Below are 16,020 nucleotides of genomic sequence, written 5' to 3'. Positions count from 1 at the left end.
ATAGCCGCAATTCTCACTATCACAAAGGAAAGCAAAAAAGCTCAATCAATTGATACTAAATATAAAATCAATCCTTAACTGCGTGACTTCTGTTTGTTCCAGAACGGGATACGGCCTTGAATATCATCAACGACCGATGAGAAGCCCGGTGCAAAAGACTTGAAAAATCCTGTGCAATGGTGTGCCTTTTGATATTCTGAATCCTCCATTAAGATCAGATGCGCCTTTTTAATGTTGTAATGCGGAACAGCAGGGAACAAGTGATGCACCAAATGATACGAATTCCGGTGGGGATGGAGGAGAGTCCTCTCAAACCAATTCCCAAAAGAATTTCTTGAAGCAAATATCTCTTGATCTGTCTCCAGTCCAGCATGTTCTGCCATTTCAGCCCAATACTTCAGCACCTGGAAGGTTGTTAAAAATGGAACAACCCAGAATAAAAGCAGCTCCTGCCAAAATCCAAAAATGATGGAACTGATAATGATAGCTCCCCAATATAACGTGCGGATGATTTGATCAAAACGAGGTTCGTCTTTTGCATAAGCGGTCACTTTGATCATTCCGACTAAATAATTGGGTACATGCACCAAGAACAATGGCTTTAAGAAATGAAGAAGAAAAAATTGCACCCTGCTTTTCGTTGGATTATCCAAACCAACAATCCGATATCTTTGCTTATCAGGGTCTGCCTCACTCCATAAATACTTGTGGTGTGTCATGTGACCCTTGCAGTAGGCTTTATAAGAAATCATAATCGGATAAGCTGCAAAGAAACACGCAATCCACTTATTTAATTTACGGTTTTTAAAAAGCATACGATGACTTGACTCATGCATCATGATATCCAAGCCGCGCATACGGCTCCCAATAATTACGATGCTTATGAGATAGATCCAAATCGAAGGTATAAAAAAATTGATCCCGATGGCTACGGAGATAATAAGCCAGTCCAGCCCGATCGCAAAAAAATTATACCAGTTGTTACGTTGCTGTAATTCTCGAATTTTCAACACAATTTCTCTCGAAAAACGATGTTTCTCTAATTCCTGCGGGTGATTTTGTTTCAATTCGTCAGCTTTATTGATCATGTGATTAACTCCTTTTTCATAGAAATTAATTAGATTTATTTATGACCTGAAACATTTCATATCATTTGTTTATAAGAACTATAAACCAAAATCCATGACGTCTATTACAGATCGTTCTAGCTAACTACCAATTCACCCGTTGTATAACTCATTGTTAGTGTTCAGATATTTTCACATTAAAGAGTCCTGCTTTTTTCAGAAAAAAGTTGATCAATCCCAGTTACAATTGGGATTACGCTCTGTTCAATATTTGATAAGATATGGGATTGAATCTTTGTTTTTTTATTGACAGATGAATGAACTCTCACCCCCGGATCGTATCCAAATATGAAATATTTCAATACCTCATCATTTTCCACTGCCATCCAAACTCCATATCCATAACATAAACCCTCGTTCTTCACATAAGGAGACAGTAATTTATCTACATACTCTTTCCCAAGAAGTTTTCTATCAAATAATCCATTCCAAAACTTTGCTAAATCTAAAACAGTTGTGAAAGCACCGCCATCTGGGCCTCCTATAATAGGAACGGAATAGATATTCGTTCTCCAAGTCCCATCTTCATGATCTATGTAGCCCAGCGCCGTCCGTTCAGGGAGTTGATCCATCCGGAAAAAGCCGGAGTCTGTCATCTCACAAACTTGAAAAATATTTTCCTTCACATACTCTTGAAACGTTATGCCTGTCATTTTTTCTACAATTAATCCTAGTAGAATAAATCCTGCATTACTATAAGAAAACTTACTACCCGGTTGAAACTTCATCTGCTGATCCTGGAACATGGGTAAGAAATCATTAGGCGATTGAATCGAGTACATTGGGACCGCTTTCCACAACTCTTCAAAATCACTCATTACTTCTTCATCGAAATAATCTGGTATGCCTGAGGTGTGGGTTAATAAATGATGAATGGTAATCGAAGGATGAAAATGTTGAAATGAGATATCGAGACAATCCTTGATACAGGTATCAAACGTTATTATTTCCTTTTCTACTAGCTGACATATTGCTACAGAGGTGAAGATTTTACATCCCGAAGCCATGCCAAATCTGGTACGTGTCGTAATAGGAAGATGTTCACTGCGATTGGCATAGCCGAATCCTTTTTCAAAGATTTTTTTTTCATTTTGAATGAAGATAGCACCGGAAAATGGCAATCTGTCATTGTAATTCGATACTATCTCTTCTATTCGTTTTGTAAGTTCCATTCTATCCATTCCTCTATTCTTTAAATATGAACACTCCAATTTAGATAATTACGATCCAGAATCTTTTTAGGAATAGAAATTTTCGTTCGTTTGTAAAATTTTTATAATTTATAGTCTGTATAATTTGTTACGACAGGTAAATTAGAGAGGTGACATGTTAAATATCGCTCCTCGCTGCCTAAGTAAAGGATCAGAAAATATTTATAAACATTGTCCTTTAGTGCGCAGAGGAATTTGAACGATTTCATATTGTCTTACAGAGAAGTGATTTTTTCATCAGCAATGCTGAGGAAAAAGAGGGTGAATCTAGGAAAGCCTTTATATTCATCAGTTTTTCATCAACTCAAAGCTCAAAATGTCTCACAATTTTGTACAATCGCCTCCTTCAGGGTATGTAACATGTTAACTCCTTCAAAATAAAAATTAGAGGTCAAAATGAGATATCGAAAAGTTCTGTATTTTCCGATAGTTCTATGCTGGAAATGCTAAATGAGTTAACGAATGCAAAAACACTTCTAATACCAAATCGGATAATTGTCATAGATATCATGACGGCACTTCATAAAATACAAAGAAAAACTCATGCTGGGCAGGAAACAAAGCGTGGATAGTCTTTCCTGATTTTCTTCATTTTAGAAAAATTGAAAAATCTAGAATTAGTATATCACACACATATTAACAATCCAATTAAAATCTTGAAATTGTTTTCAACTCAGAACAGACATCTTTACTTGATTCATATCTATACATCATAATTCTTGAATTCAAGGAATTACGTGAAATTTATATACTGTTTAAAATACTATCACTCTTTAATTATTTATGATTATTCTGTCATATATTTTTATTTCGATATAACAAATAATAATGATATTAGATATGTATTTCCCCTTTATTTGGTTTAATCAACCGTTACAAATAGTCCGAACGACCGGTTATTTTTATCCTTAAATTTTTAATCTGCAGATAGAAACACTGCAGCCGGCCCACTATTTAAAATAATCGGAAATAAAACGAAGGATATTTTTCAAAACCCAATCGTCCATATTAAACCCAAAACTGTTCTCTGGTAGGAGCTCTTTGTCCAATTGTTTTAACAAATGCTTTTTAACTTCCAAATTTCAAAGAAAGTGGATATCTGTCTTTTAATAGATTAAATTTTCAACATCTAAACAATATTTCTGGATGAAGAAATTCAAGGGAAAATCCATTCGCAGGAAGGAGATAAATTAAAATCGCCATGAGAAAGGATGCTCATTATTATCTCTCTGTTTGAACGATTCTTCCACTTGTGTACATTTTTTTATTTTTGCATTTGTTCCTTACTTTTTTGTTGCTTTACAAATATTGTAGGTATGCATATAATTAAAGTATATAGTGAATCATAGTAAAAAGGGACACCAGCTGCAACTGGCATCCCCTATATACAAGCTGCTCTGCATGAAGTGCAGCAACCTAAAATGAGAAATAATTCCCCATTACCGGTCAAAGCAGGGAGGAATTATTTCTTTTTATTCATAGAAATAATCACGGCTATCACAGATACGATTAGACTTGAAAACATGATCATCAAGACTAAGGTTTCGTAAAAGGATACCATCAGCATCACCCCCTCTCTTTCGAGGAAGTGGTTGCTGCCCACCTTGCTTATGCAACTGTATACATATAAATTATAGCATAACTGGTATATCCAGTTAGACGTTTTCATTAGATGTTCATCAGGTTTTCGTCAGCCAAAATTGAAGTGCCCTCCTCCCTTCACTACATAGTGAGCATTCCCCAGAATAGAAAACTCACTTTTTTCTTTTAGATATTACTCTTCTCATTAACTTGTTAATAAAACCAAATGGTAAGATGATTAAAAATAAATACATGGTTATTCGTTGAATCACCTTCCTTCTGTACAAAGATGGAAATGAGCCCATCAATGATAGGCTCATAACGAAAGTCGTTGGTCCAAATCAACATCAAATCTACTGTAAGGATTAATATGATTATAAATAAACGGTGAAAGTGCACTGAAATCCTCTGGAGTTATCTTTTCAAGCCATCCTTACTCCTTCGTATTGATTCCATTGGCCCAACTTGTTGTGCGATTCTTTCTGCAACTTGGAGATATGGGTACAACATCCATGGAAAAGTCGTGGCATCATAGTATTCCTGCCGATTTTCTTCAAGCTCGAGTGGTAAATCTACTTCAGGATTCTCGATTGGCGTCCGCGACCCAAATTTCCTTCTCTTGTTTGATAAGTAAGTCGCTTATCATAAAGCAATTGTGCTCCGACGACACTTAGAGCAAAATGAATCGCTTACTGGTGGCCACCTCTCGAATTGCAGCAGGAGTCCGAACCTTTAGAGTGATCGTATTCATCATGGAGGCGCCACCACTCGTACCTCGGGGTTTGCGGCCATCCCTCGGGCGAGTCCTCCTGTCGGCCGAACGGTGTCATGTCAAGCCAGTTGTAGGTGCCGAAGAGAATGTCGGTCCCGCGGTCCGTTGTGTGGTAAGTGTGAAAGACGTGGTCATTATCCCGGAGGAAGACACTTACACCACCCTGCTCGCCACCTTCATGGGTGGCCCCAAAGTCGTAGTTGAAATCGCTGCCGTACGAGGAATACCAAGGAACCGTCCAACCCATTCGCCGCTTGTAAGGGACGTATCACTTCATGATGGAACCAGGATCGGATCACCGCTGTCCGGTCTGTGAAAGTGGAGCGCGGGACACCAATACCAGAGTAGTGTCTCTTGCATGAATATGGGAGAGATGGCCGATGTTGTCAACGATAAATGAGCAGCTGAGCTGGCGGCGTCCATCGAAGAGGTTAATCAAACTCTCCTTACCGTTCGAACCCTCGAAAACGTAATCCTTTTCGATTTTCACCATCGGCAGCTTCCGGCGTTCTGCTGCCAACGCATCTTGCGCACGTCTAGCTTCCTTCTCTTTGATGAGAAGCTCCTTACGCGTGGTGAGCCAGTCGTTTTGAGAGACAACTTTTGGGAGTGCAATCTTGTTTTTTGCCAAATTAATGTTTTCTTTGTTCATTGTAATCGTCCTTTCTCTTAAAAGTTGTAGTTGATACCGAATACTTAGGCATAGAGCTTAAAAACTGGTTGACAATCGTGTGAGCGAACGGTCCCCTACTGGTCAACAGTTCCCTCTACTGGGGCAGACTTGACGCCGGTGCCAGCTTGGCCAAATCGTGCGGAAGTGATCGATTACATTACTTTTCATAAGATTATCACTTACACTTGCTGAATATTTCTTTTCGATTGCTCAATTAAAACCTCAGTATATAAATCGGTTGTTTTGTTCCCTTTATAAAATTCTTAATATTCATTAAGAACAGCTCTAGATTCAGATTATAAAATCGTCGATAATTAAATGTTTTAAAACCCCTTTTATAGATGATACTCCTCTCCCCATCATTAAAGAAAATAAAAATAGTTACAGAAATACAATCACGAAGCCCAGCGATAACAAGTCAAGCTTGTAGAATTTCAATATCGAATCGCATGAGGAATTTGTTTGTTTCTAAAATAACTGACTGCACCTAACACATCATTAATAGCTTAGCCTATTGGAAAACTTACTCTAAGTTTATCCTCGATAACCCTCAGTTCGAATTCCAAGATAATTCCCCTCCTTTAATGAAACCGCATACATTTGAGGATTTTTGTATTTCTCTCAATAATCTAATTGAAAATGAAATTTATATAGGCAAGTTTCCCTTCTTGGATCATTTCATATGATAAAAAAGAAACAGTTGAAAGGAGCTTTCTCATGTTCCCATTTTATACTTATGAATTTGACCCTTACAGGCAACAGTTTCCTGGTTCACCGCCTCCAGGGTTTGGCGGCCAAGGACAGCAGTTTCCCGGTTCACCTCCTCCAGGATTTGGCGGTCAAGGTCAATATACACCTGGTCCACCTTCGGGTCCGCCGCCGAGCTATATTCCGCAGCAGCAACAAGGCGGTCCGTCTGTTTATGCCGTTGATCCGGGCGGAATAAGAGGCTGTCTATTTCGTTTCACGTTTATTCGTTTAGAAAATGGCGCGAGATTCTGGTTTTTCCCTACCTTTGTCGGCCGCAGATCCTTAGCTGGTTACCGATGGAGACCTCGTCGGTATCGATGGGTTTACTTCGGCATTGACCTTGATGAAATCACTTCCTTTAGCTGCTAATAATCACGACATTAAGGCCGCTCCATTGCAAGAGCGGCCAGTATTATTTATGAATTATGTATTCTTTTTTCCAAAGCAAACAGCTCATCTTCCATGGCTTGTGCCTTATCTTCCAGCACTTTTCGGCAGTCTGATACCCCTAGATTATAAAAATACGGGCCAAGCTTTTCTTTTATAAAGGCAAAGGCTTGTTCGGCAGCAAGTTCGCCGATTTCTTCGTCCCTTTCTTCATAGAAAAATTGCTGAATATCACTGATAATCTGATCCTTCTCTTCTTTCTTCAATGAAAGATGCATGATATCACCCATTTCTTTTTCTTACTCACCATTCTTTACTTCTATCATCGCTTCCTATTATACCCCTGTTTCACCTTTTAAACTAGTTTATGGTATTACAAGAGTTGCTTATGTTCATTGAAAAATGCTTTTTTGGCAAGCTGTAAAAAGAGAAAAGTAGAGATGGAAACTCCGCCCAAGATTCCTAAAAGGATAGCGATTTGATATTGGATCGACAATAACGGACTGGTTCCAGAGAGAATTTGCCCTGTCATCATCCCTGGCAGAAAGATGATTCCCATCCCAAGCATACTATTAATGGTTGGAAGGATCGCGGAGTCAAACGCAGAGTTAACAATGGTTTTCATTGATTTTTCCGGAGTCGCACCCAGCATTAATGCTGCTTCCACATATCTGCGTTCGCTTTTCATCCCTTCCATTAGTCTTTTGATTGCAAGCGTTATTCCTGTCATTGCACCGCCGATGACCATTCCGCCAATCGTTATAAAGTAGCGCGGATCGTACCAAGGCTCTAAATGAATAACGACAAATTGAAAATAGAAGAGAGCAACTAAAGGTCCTGTAAACATAGAAAGAATAATAACTTTCTTTAATTGCTTGTTTATAGGGTCTACTTGCTGAAAGATTGTATAAACGGCAAAAGCAAGCATGCACAAAATGACTATTACCGTAACAAATGGATTCGGCCTTTCAAATATATAAGCAAGTACATAACCGACTAGTGAAAGCTGAATGGTCATCCGGAGAGTTGCAAGAATAATGAGTTTTTCCCTTTTTACCCCTCTCCATTTCACGACTGCCACTAAAAATACAACAAATAAATAAGCAGCCGCCAATCTCCACAATTCGATTTCTATCACACCATTTGTCATTTTGATTCACCCATCCTTGATAACGTGATGATATGGTCTGATACCTCTTTCGCTGCCTCCACCGAATGGGTAACCATCACGACCGTCTTATTCTGCTCTTTCATTTCATGAATGAAGCTTCGTAATACATCCAGCTCTGTTTCTTCATCCAAAGCTGACGTTGGTTCATCCAACAAATAAACATCCGCCTCCATCGATAGTATCCGTCCAATTGCAACCCGCTGTTTTTCTCCTCCTGAAAACTGCATAGGATCATCGTCAAGGTTTTTATGTAAATGGACAATTCGCAAAAGTCTCTGCAGCTTTTCATCAGGCAAAGTCTCTTTTTCAGAAAAGTGTCTTCCTATATTTATATTCTCCCTGAGATCTCCATCAAAGATGACCGGTTCCTGACCAAGCATAACCACCCTTCTTCTAAGATTGACCGGATCAATTTTAGATAATGGCTTGTCTTTCATCCATATCTCTCCCTGATCCGGCTCAATCATTCGATTTAATAGCTTTAAGAAGGTGGATTTACCGGCTCCGCTTTGCCCCACAATCGAGGTCACACGATTTGCAGCAATATTTATGTCATCCAATGATAGAATCGTTTTGTACTGTACATTCTGTAAATGAAACATTCAAAACACTCCAATCGTTTATGTCATTCCCTTTCTAAAAAAAGCCCCATTCAACTCAATATTAGGCTATTTAAGAAAAAATGTCAGGCTATAACTTTCACAAAATCATCATCTTTTACTCTTTAAAAATTAAAACGTTTATGATAAAATGAAACATCCTTACAGAAGGGTGTGAGATAAATGAACAAAAGGATCATTATTAAGGTTTGTGTTCTTGTATTTGCCCTGGCTAGCATTCATTTATTCTCATTTTCTCATTCTCAGATCTTCCATCAAAGCAAAGTCATTGCTGATCACGAATCTGAGCAGGTAGTGACGAGCCATCAATCTGACAATGAGGATAAATTCCTTCTTGGGATATTCGGAAATGCAGAACAGCTCTTAAAACTTCTCCTTTTTACATCAGGGAGTCTCTTATTATTTCATGTTCTGCGAAACATTCGACGAAAAGGATTTATGCTGGCCGAGTTTTATCAGTCATCCTATCTTGGGTCATCATTTGTTCATCTGCCAGAATTGTAAAAATAATAACTGGAGGTAAACAAAATGATGATTTTTAGAGCCATTATCCTTGCTGCATTTTCAATTACTGCCTTAAATTTAGTACTATATCAAGGCATAGAATTTGTGCATGCATTTATGGATATGTTTCATCACGATAAAAACTGATCAATGTTTAAGAAACCCATCCCGCTTTTTCGGGATGGGTTTTATTTATTATTCTGTCTGTAGTTCGAGCCAGACATCCGTTACTTTTCCAGCGTCATCCTCATCTATAATAAATGAGCCATTGCTGTATCTGTCACTGTTTCTGTAATTCTTTACGTCCACTGTCTCTCGTATGCCTTTTTCGGATTCGATTCCAATTTGGCTGTCTGAATCACAAACGATGACAGTTTTTACCCGGTGAGGATTTTTCTTCAGCTCTCTCAGCATCTGAACTCCCCGCTTTGCCCTCGACGTTTTTTCGAATTCGGATATGCTCATTCGTTTAAATGCCCCTCTTTGGGTAACGAGAGCGAGCAGCGCACCTTCATCTGCAAGCTGTGCGGATACGACTAAATCATCCTCTTTTAAATTGATACCTTTGACTCCTGCAGCTCTTGCGCCAACCACACTGATTTCTTCTTCAGAAAACCAGAGTCCGTAACCTAAATATGTAGCGATGAACAGGTTTTTTTCACCATTTGCGACATGCACATCGACGACCTCATCGTCACCTTTAAGATTTATCGCAACGAGAGGCTTTGAATAGCGCTGGGCTTTATATTGGGCAAGTTCCGTTTTCTTTGCCATCCCGTTTTTCGTAATAAATACAAGATATTCATCCGTTTTGAATTCCTTGATCGGAATCGCCTTAACAATAGACTCATTTCCATCAATCGGAATCAGATTTGTAAAGTGCTGTCCGAGATCCTTCCAGCGGATATCAGGCAGTTCATGCACCCGGCAATAAATGAAGCTTCCTTTATTCGTGAATAACAAGACGGTGTCTGTCGTATTGACCTCAAATTGATGCAGTAGCCGGTCTGTTTCCTTCATGCCGAAATCCTGTCCGTTTGAGGCCGCATAGGACCGCTGGCTTGTCCGTTTGATATATCCGTCCTTTGTCACCGTCACATAGACATCTTCTGAGGCGACAACTACCTCGAGATTGATTTTGATTTCCTCAATTTTTTCTTCAATCACAGAACGGCGATCATCAGCATATGTTTTTCTCAGCTGTTTTAAATTTGTTGTGATTACTTTAAAAAGCTTACTTTCATCTGAAAGGATTGCTTCAAGCTCAATGATCTTCTTTTCTAATTCGCTTGCTTCAGCCTCTAACGCAGTAATATCGGTATTGGTCAATCGATAAAGCTGCAAGGATACGATCGCTTCAGCCTGAGGCTCTGTAAAAGCAAAGGCTTCGATCAAATTGTTCTTCGCGTCTCGTTTATCGTTTGAAGCACGGATGGTTGCAATTACTTGATCGAGAATGGAGAGTGCTTTTATCAGCCCTTCCACAATATGCTGTCTTTCCTTAGCCTTTGACAGCTCATACTTCGAACGATTAGTGATGACTTCTTTTTGGTGCTCGATATACGCATCCAAAATGGATGGAAGGCTCATTAGCATTGGCCTTCTTTTATGAATCGCCACCATATTGAAATTGTACGAAATTTGAAGGTCGGAATTTTTAAATAAAAAGTTCAACACACCTTGTGCATTAGCTTCTTTTTTCAGTTCAATGACGATGCGAAGACCTGTTCTATCTGTCTCGTCGCGAATTTCGGAAATTCCTTCGACCTTTCTATCCAGCCGGTATTCGTCCATTTTCTTGACGAGATTAGCTTTATTCACCTCATAAGGAATTTCAGAAATGACGATTTGCTGTTTCCCGCCTCTTACCGTTTCTATTTCCGTTTTCGACCGGACAATCACTTTTCCTTTCCCTGTTTCATAGGCTTTTTTGATTCCATCAATACCTTGGATAATCCCGCCTGTTGGAAAGTCCGGACCTTTAACGGCTCCCATAAGATCATCAACCGTGCAATTCGGTTTCCGTATACGCATGATGACGGCATCAATGACCTCACCTAAATTATGGGGAGGAATGTCCGTAGCGTATCCGGAGGAAATGCCGGTTGAACCGTTGACCAAAAGATTGGGAAACATCGCGGGAAGAACTAATGGTTCATTGCTCGTGTCATCAAAATTAGGAACAAATTCAACCGTCTGTTTTTCAATATCTCTTAGAAGCTCTGCCGCGATTGGAGATAGCCTTGCCTCTGTATAACGCATCGCAGCAGAAGGGTCTCCGTCAATGCTTCCGTTGTTTCCGTGCATTTCCACAAGAATGTTTCGCACTTTCCACGTTTGGCTCATTCGAACCATTGCTTCATAAACGGATCCATCACCGTGCGGATGATAATTACCGATCACATTCCCTACCGTTTTTGCGGCTTTGCGGAAGCTCTTGTCGTGAGTATTTCCATCCTGGTGCATCGCATATAAGATTCTGCGTTGAACGGGTTTTAGCCCGTCTCTTGCATCCGGCAATGCACGATCCTGGATAATGTATTTGCTGTACCGGCCAAACCGGTCGCCAATGACCTCTTCAAGAGGCAGGTCATGGATTTTTTCTACTTGTGACATGTGTACCTAAACCTCCTCAGGTGGCTTTAGAGGGTTTCATTTTCTAAAATATTACTTTCCTCTTCAAGTCCAAACGCTACATTTTTTTCAATCCATTTTCTTCTCGGCTCTACTTTATCTCCCATCAACGTTGTTACTCTTCGTTCAACTCTTGCAGCATCATCGATTCGTACCCGGACAAGCGTTCTTGATTCTGGGTTCATCGTGGTTTCCCATAGCTGGTCGGGATTCATCTCACCCAGTCCTTTGTATCGTTGAATCGTAGTGCCTTTCCCAACTTTTTTGAGAATAGCATCTTTTTCTTCGTCAGACCAAGCGTATTCAATGATTTCTTTTTTACCCTGTCCTTTGCTCACCTTGTAAAGGGGCGGCATCGCGATAAATACCTTCCCCTGTTCTATGAGAGGCTTCATATAGCGATAGAAAAACGTCAGGAGAAGTACTTGTATATGGGCGCCATCCGTATCCGCATCTGTCATTATGACTACTTTATTGTAATTGATATCCTCAACTTGGAATTCAACTCCGACCCCGCCGCCAATGGCATGGATGATCGTATTGATTTCCTCATTTTTAAAGATATCAGACAGCTTTGCTTTTTCTGTATTGATCACTTTTCCCCGAAGAGGCAAAATCGCCTGAAATTTTCGGTCTCTCCCTTGTTTTGCGGAACCTCCGGCAGAATCACCTTCGACAAGGTAAAGTTCATTTCTTTCGGGGTTTCTCGAGCCAGCTGGTGTCAGCTTGCCGCTTAATGTTGTCTCAGACCGCTTTCTTTTCTTCCCGCTTCTTGCTTCTTCTCTTGCCTTTCGAGCGGCTTCTCTCGCCTGAAACGCTTTGATAGATTTTTTCACCAGCAAGCTTGCCGTTTCCCTGTTTTCTTCAAGAAAATAAGCCAATTGGCCGGAAATGATACTGTCGACTGCAGACCTGGCTTCACTCGTACCTAGTTTCCCTTTGGTTTGCCCTTCAAACTGAAGAATCTCCTCAGGTATTCGTACCGAGATAATAGCGGCCAATCCTTCCCGAATATCCGTTCCTTCCAAGTTTTTATCCTTTTCTTTTAATAAGCCGACCTTGCGGGCATATTCATTAAAGGCGCGGGTCAGTGCTGTTTTCGCGCCAGACTCGTGTGTGCCACCGTCTTTTGTGCGAACATTGTTTACAAAGGATAAGATGTTATCAGAATAACCATCATTAAATTGGAAGGCAAAATCGACCTCAATCCCGTTTTGCTCGCCTTCAATGGAAACCACTTCACATAGAGGATCCTTTTCTTCATTTAAATAGCTTACAAACGCTTCAATTCCAGTTTCGTAAAGATATTCTTCTTTCGTATCATTGCGTTCATCGATTAACTCTATTTTCAAGCCTTTGATTAGAAATGCCGATTCCCTTAATCTTTCGGAAAGCGTATCAAAATTATAGGCTATCGTGCTGAACATTGTTGGATCAGGCTTAAAATGAATGAGTGTGCCAGTTTTTTTCGTCGTTCCGATTTTATCTAATGAGGTAGCCGGTTTGCCTCCGTTTTCAAAGCGCTGCCTGTACATATTTCCATCCCGCTCTATCGTGACTGTCAGCCATTCGGACAGCGCATTAACGACAGACGCACCAACACCATGCAAGCCGCCGCTCGTTTTGTATCCGCCTTGTCCAAACTTTCCTCCGGCATGAAGGACTGTGAGGATGACTTCAGGCGTGGGTTTTCCAAGCTTATGCATCCCGGTTGGCATCCCTCTCCCCCGGTCCTGGACGGATATACTGTTATCTTTATGTATTTTAACAATGATGTGTTTACCATTGCCGGCCAGCACTTCATCCACTGAATTATCGACGATCTCATAGACGAGGTGATGGAGCCCCCTGCTATCTGTCGAGCCGATATACATTCCCGGGCGTTTTCTAACCGCTTCCAGGCCCTCGAGTACTTGTATGGAATCATCATTATAATCAAACTGCTGCTTCATAGCCAAGCGAATAAACCCCTTTCTTTTCGACCAAAATACATTAATAATTTGTTTATCATATCGGTTGAAAAGAGAGCACTTTTGATTTTATTAACTCTCTTTTATATTTCGGGAATATTTGAATTCAATATTATAGGTGTATTTATATTTCAATTCAAGATGGTTTTTATTTTATTTGTTTTACAAAATACGAACGTATGTTTTGTATTGTAAGGAATATTTAAGAAAATAGCAAGCAGGGACGGAGATTCTCTTACAGTGCAAAAGCTGTCCAAGCTTCATTGTACCTGATTCGCTGATGAATTTCTTTAAAAAACGCAAAAATCCTTGAATGATCAAGGATTTTTATGAATGACTCGGTTTTGTTAAAGAATGTGCAACTTTGATGCAGAAATCCATAATAACTGGATGTCCCTCAGCTTTTAAGAGCTTGTAGGCTTCTTCATTAGCAATTCCCTGCTGCGCCCAAAATACATCAGCGTCGGCTTCTAAAAATTCTTTTGCAACTGCCGGCAAATGCTCGGAGCGGCGAAACACGTTGACAATATCAACATGACCGTCGATTTCCTTCAAGCTTCCTACAGCTTTTACTCCTAAAGCCTCATCGATTGTAGGGTTGACGGGAAGGATCTCATAGCCAGCATCCTGCATTGCTTTAGCAACCATGTATGACGTACGGCTTGAATTATTTGACAAGCCAACGACTGCAATTCGTTTGCTCTTTTCTAAAATATTTTTTATTTCCTCTTTTGAAGGGTTTTGCATATAATCATCTCCTTAGTAAGTAGTGTACCTTATCCTAGTGATTTATTTCAAAAAATTGAATACCGCCACGATTCTTGTAAGCAAACTTTACAAAAACATCACGACTGAATATCTATTCTCATGGTACAATAGGTGTACGTTAGCTGCAGGAAAAGGAGAAGAAAAGTATGGTAACTGCTTTATTATTTGTTGCTGCTTATTTGCTTGGCAGCATTCCATCCGGTTTAATCGTCGGAAAACTTGGGAAAGGTATTGATATCAGGGAGCACGGAAGCGGGAATTTAGGAGCAACGAACGCATTTAGAACACTAGGCGTTCCGTCCGGTTCAATTGTTATTGTTTCTGATATATTAAAAGGAACAATTGCGGCAAGCCTCCCATATTTTTTTATAGAACCAACAGTTACACCATTATGTTTGCTTTTGGGTGTCGCTGCAGTAATAGGTCACATCTTCCCTGTTTTTGCAGGATTTAAAGGCGGAAAAGCAGTAGCTACGTCTGGAGGGGTCTTGCTCTTTTATTCCCCTTTGTTATTTATTACAATGATCGGAGTCTTCTTTCTTTTGCTTTATTTATCAAAATACGTTTCCCTGTCGTCGATGCTTGCCGGGATCTATGCAGTGATTTTCAGTTTATTCACCGGTGATCTTTTTCTGATCATCATTGTATTGGCATTGACGAGTGCCGTCATTTACAGGCATCGAGCAAATATAAAGAGGATCATGAATAAAACGGAACCGAAAATCACTTGGTTATAAGGATCGATTTCCTAATCAAACATTCGGATAAGGAGTGGAAAGAAAATGGATGTCAAAATAGATGCGAATGCGCTGAATTGGTATAAAGACGAATTGGATTTGCAGAATGGCGACTATGTCAGATTTTTTGTTCGCTACGGTGGCTGCAGTGCAGTTCAACAAGGATTTTCATTAGGTGTTGCTAAGGATCGCCCTCAGCATCTCGGCGTCAGCACTGAAGTTGAAGGCATTACCTTTTTTATCGAAGAGCAGGATGTTTGGTATTTCGACGACCATGATCTCGTCGTAGGTTACAGCACTTCCTTGGAAGAACCTGAATTTCAATATGCCTAAGGCCACTAAAATAACCGCACATTCGTTTTGTGCGGTTATTTTAGTTTAAATCGCTTGATATGATCAAATAGCTTCTCTTTTTTTAATATCATCAGCTGCTTTTCTCCCATTAGATCAAAGTGGGGATATTTTGTTCGATGATGAATCCATTCTTTTTTTAACCCGTACTTCTCGCCCCATTTAGCAAGCTTTGCGATATCACTTGAGCCGGCTTTTGTCACTGTAGTTGAATCGGGATACCGATCATCCAGCTAAAAGTGGGTAAGAAAAGCAATATTCCCTTGCAAAACATTGCTTTTCCACTCATTCAGCTCGTCGCGTTTTACACCAAATGCCATCTTATTTTTTCGCCTCTTCATACGCTTTGTGCCATTCCGGGTAATACTTTCTAAATTGAATCGGCTTAAAGTTCTCTTTTTTTACACAAATATGAGAAGATGTCCCCGTCAGCGCTGTTTCGTTGTCCGGCGTTTTAATTTCATAACCGTATGTCGTTTTAAAACCGTTATATGCTTCAACCCACGTATATACGATAGCTGTCTCCCCATAATGGAGAGATTTTTTATAGCTGACAGCGATATCAATTACGGGAGAGATAATCCCATCTTTCTCCATATCCGCATAGGAAAATCCCATCTCTTGAATTAAGGCCGTTCTTCCAAGCTCCATCCAAATCAAATAGTTGGCATGATACACGATTCCCATTTGATCAGTTTCAGCATACCTGACCTCGATTTCTTTTTTTGAAATATACATGCTGCTCACCCCTGTAAGACGTATCA

General features: G+C 39.9%; 15 protein-coding genes and 2 pseudogenes. 5 read left to right on the top strand and 12 right to left on the bottom strand.

What is annotated here, in order from left to right:
* Window positions 1-74: 74 nt before the first annotated feature.
* The 4 genes and pseudogenes from AM592_RS05895 to AM592_RS05880 form a co-directional block, all read right to left on the bottom strand.
* On the bottom strand, window positions 75-1,088 hold the full coding sequence (locus AM592_RS05895; protein ID WP_053602929.1) for a fatty acid desaturase family protein: 1,014 nt from the start codon (window positions 1,086-1,088) through the stop codon (window positions 75-77).
* Window positions 1,089-1,264: 176 nt separating this feature from the next.
* Complete coding sequence (locus AM592_RS05890) at window positions 1,265-2,299, bottom strand: serine hydrolase domain-containing protein (protein ID WP_053602928.1); 1,035 nt, start codon at window positions 2,297-2,299, stop codon at window positions 1,265-1,267.
* A gap of 1,501 nt (window positions 2,300-3,800) precedes the next feature.
* Window positions 3,801-3,899, bottom strand: a complete 99-nt coding sequence (locus tag AM592_RS25310) for a putative holin-like toxin (protein ID WP_225970332.1) — start codon at window positions 3,897-3,899, stop codon at window positions 3,801-3,803.
* A gap of 709 nt (window positions 3,900-4,608) precedes the next feature.
* Window positions 4,609-5,343, bottom strand: a pseudogene (locus AM592_RS05880) (DUF899 domain-containing protein).
* Window positions 5,344-6,081: 738 nt separating this feature from the next.
* Here AM592_RS05880 and AM592_RS05875 point away from each other — a divergent pair.
* The gene (locus AM592_RS05875; protein ID WP_053602926.1) at window positions 6,082-6,483 is read left to right on the top strand and encodes a hypothetical protein; all 402 of its coding nucleotides are present in this window, start codon (window positions 6,082-6,084) and stop codon (window positions 6,481-6,483) included.
* 47 nt (window positions 6,484-6,530) lie between these two features.
* Here AM592_RS05875 and AM592_RS05870 read toward each other — a convergent pair whose 3' ends face one another.
* The 3 genes from AM592_RS05870 to AM592_RS05860 all read right to left on the bottom strand — a co-directional run bounded on the left by AM592_RS05870 (window position 6,531) and on the right by AM592_RS05860 (window position 8,274).
* A complete protein-coding gene (locus AM592_RS05870; protein ID WP_376773330.1) occupies window positions 6,531-6,791 on the bottom strand; it encodes a DUF2164 domain-containing protein in 261 nt (86 codons plus the stop codon).
* A gap of 83 nt (window positions 6,792-6,874) precedes the next feature.
* Window positions 6,875-7,651 carry an ABC transporter permease gene (locus AM592_RS05865; RefSeq protein ID WP_053602925.1) on the bottom strand — a complete coding sequence of 259 codons (777 nt, stop codon included), beginning with the start codon at window positions 7,649-7,651 and terminating at the stop codon, window positions 6,875-6,877.
* Entirely contained in the window at window positions 7,648-8,274 is a 627-nt protein-coding gene (locus AM592_RS05860) for an ABC transporter ATP-binding protein (protein ID WP_053602924.1), read from the bottom strand. The genes AM592_RS05865 and AM592_RS05860 overlap by 4 nt, the downstream gene beginning before the upstream one ends.
* Window positions 8,275-8,454: 180 nt before the next feature.
* Here AM592_RS05860 and AM592_RS05855 point away from each other — a divergent pair, with 180 nt between their 5' ends.
* Together AM592_RS05855 and AM592_RS24935 are read left to right on the top strand one after the other, a co-directional pair.
* Window positions 8,455-8,796: a hypothetical protein gene (locus AM592_RS05855; protein ID WP_053602923.1), complete on the top strand. Its 342-nt coding sequence runs from the start codon at window positions 8,455-8,457 to the stop codon at window positions 8,794-8,796.
* A 24-nt stretch (window positions 8,797-8,820) separates the two neighbouring features.
* Window positions 8,821-8,943, top strand: coding sequence for a hypothetical protein (locus AM592_RS24935; protein ID WP_264080163.1), 123 nt, complete (start codon window positions 8,821-8,823; stop codon window positions 8,941-8,943).
* A 48-nt stretch (window positions 8,944-8,991) separates the two neighbouring features.
* Here the strand turns inward: AM592_RS24935 and parC are convergent, their stop codons facing one another.
* From parC to AM592_RS05840, 3 genes are all read right to left on the bottom strand, one after another.
* Complete coding sequence (gene parC, locus AM592_RS05850; RefSeq protein WP_053602922.1) at window positions 8,992-11,412, bottom strand: DNA topoisomerase IV subunit A; 2,421 nt, start codon at window positions 11,410-11,412, stop codon at window positions 8,992-8,994.
* Window positions 11,413-11,438: 26 nt separating this feature from the next.
* Complete coding sequence (gene parE, locus AM592_RS05845) at window positions 11,439-13,388, bottom strand: DNA topoisomerase IV subunit B (protein WP_053602921.1); 1,950 nt, start codon at window positions 13,386-13,388, stop codon at window positions 11,439-11,441.
* A gap of 339 nt (window positions 13,389-13,727) precedes the next feature.
* Window positions 13,728-14,147 carry a CoA-binding protein gene (locus AM592_RS05840; protein WP_053602920.1) on the bottom strand — a complete coding sequence of 140 codons (420 nt, stop codon included), beginning with the start codon at window positions 14,145-14,147 and terminating at the stop codon, window positions 13,728-13,730.
* Between the two features lie 167 nt (window positions 14,148-14,314).
* Here AM592_RS05840 and plsY point away from each other — a divergent pair, with 167 nt between their 5' ends.
* The gene (gene plsY / locus AM592_RS05835; protein WP_053602919.1) at window positions 14,315-14,905 is read left to right on the top strand and encodes a glycerol-3-phosphate 1-O-acyltransferase PlsY; all 591 of its coding nucleotides are present in this window, start codon (window positions 14,315-14,317) and stop codon (window positions 14,903-14,905) included.
* Between the two features lie 45 nt (window positions 14,906-14,950).
* Window positions 14,951-15,238 (top strand): HesB/YadR/YfhF family protein, encoded by a 288-nt coding sequence (locus AM592_RS05830; protein WP_053602918.1) that lies wholly within the window; start codon window positions 14,951-14,953, stop codon window positions 15,236-15,238.
* Between the two features lie 35 nt (window positions 15,239-15,273).
* Here the strand turns inward: AM592_RS05830 and AM592_RS05825 are convergent.
* Window positions 15,274-15,576, bottom strand: a pseudogene (locus tag AM592_RS05825) (hypothetical protein).
* Between the two features lies 1 nt (window position 15,577).
* Window positions 15,578-15,994: an acyl-CoA thioesterase gene (locus AM592_RS05820; RefSeq protein WP_053602917.1), complete on the bottom strand. Its 417-nt coding sequence runs from the start codon at window positions 15,992-15,994 to the stop codon at window positions 15,578-15,580.
* Between the last annotated feature and the right edge of the window lie 26 nt (window positions 15,995-16,020).

It is taken from the genome of Bacillus gobiensis, assembly GCF_001278705.1.
Classification (GTDB): Bacteria; Bacillota; Bacilli; order Bacillales; family Bacillaceae; genus Bacillus; species Bacillus gobiensis.
This window is presented reverse-complemented; position numbering and strand designations above follow the sequence as displayed.

Excerpts from the sequence above, each read along its gene's own strand:
- plsY (WP_053602919.1), top strand. The coding sequence starts at position 14,315 with ATGGTAACTGCTTTATTATTTGTTGCTGCTTATTTGCTTGGCAGCATT.
- AM592_RS05890 (WP_053602928.1), bottom strand. The coding sequence starts at position 2,299 with ATGGAACTTACAAAACGAATAGAAGAGATAGTATCGAATTACAATGAC.
- parC (WP_053602922.1), bottom strand. The coding sequence starts at position 11,412 with ATGTCACAAGTAGAAAAAATCCATGACCTGCCTCTTGAAGAGGTCATT.
- AM592_RS05830 (WP_053602918.1), top strand. The coding sequence starts at position 14,951 with ATGGATGTCAAAATAGATGCGAATGCGCTGAATTGGTATAAAGACGAA.
- AM592_RS05875 (WP_053602926.1), top strand. The coding sequence starts at position 6,082 with ATGTTCCCATTTTATACTTATGAATTTGACCCTTACAGGCAACAGTTT.
- AM592_RS24935 (WP_264080163.1), top strand. The coding sequence starts at position 8,821 with ATGATGATTTTTAGAGCCATTATCCTTGCTGCATTTTCAATTACTGCC.
- AM592_RS05865 (WP_053602925.1), bottom strand. The coding sequence starts at position 7,651 with ATGACAAATGGTGTGATAGAAATCGAATTGTGGAGATTGGCGGCTGCT.
- AM592_RS05895 (WP_053602929.1), bottom strand. The coding sequence starts at position 1,088 with ATGATCAATAAAGCTGACGAATTGAAACAAAATCACCCGCAGGAATTA.
- AM592_RS05870 (WP_376773330.1), bottom strand. The coding sequence starts at position 6,791 with ATGGGTGATATCATGCATCTTTCATTGAAGAAAGAAGAGAAGGATCAG.
- AM592_RS05855 (WP_053602923.1), top strand. The coding sequence starts at position 8,455 with ATGAACAAAAGGATCATTATTAAGGTTTGTGTTCTTGTATTTGCCCTG.
- AM592_RS05860 (WP_053602924.1), bottom strand. The coding sequence starts at position 8,274 with ATGTTTCATTTACAGAATGTACAGTACAAAACGATTCTATCATTGGAT.
- AM592_RS05840 (WP_053602920.1), bottom strand. The coding sequence starts at position 14,147 with ATGCAAAACCCTTCAAAAGAGGAAATAAAAAATATTTTAGAAAAGAGC.
- AM592_RS25310 (WP_225970332.1), bottom strand. The coding sequence starts at position 3,899 with ATGGTATCCTTTTACGAAACCTTAGTCTTGATGATCATGTTTTCAAGT.
- AM592_RS05820 (WP_053602917.1), bottom strand. The coding sequence starts at position 15,994 with ATGTATATTTCAAAAAAAGAAATCGAGGTCAGGTATGCTGAAACTGAT.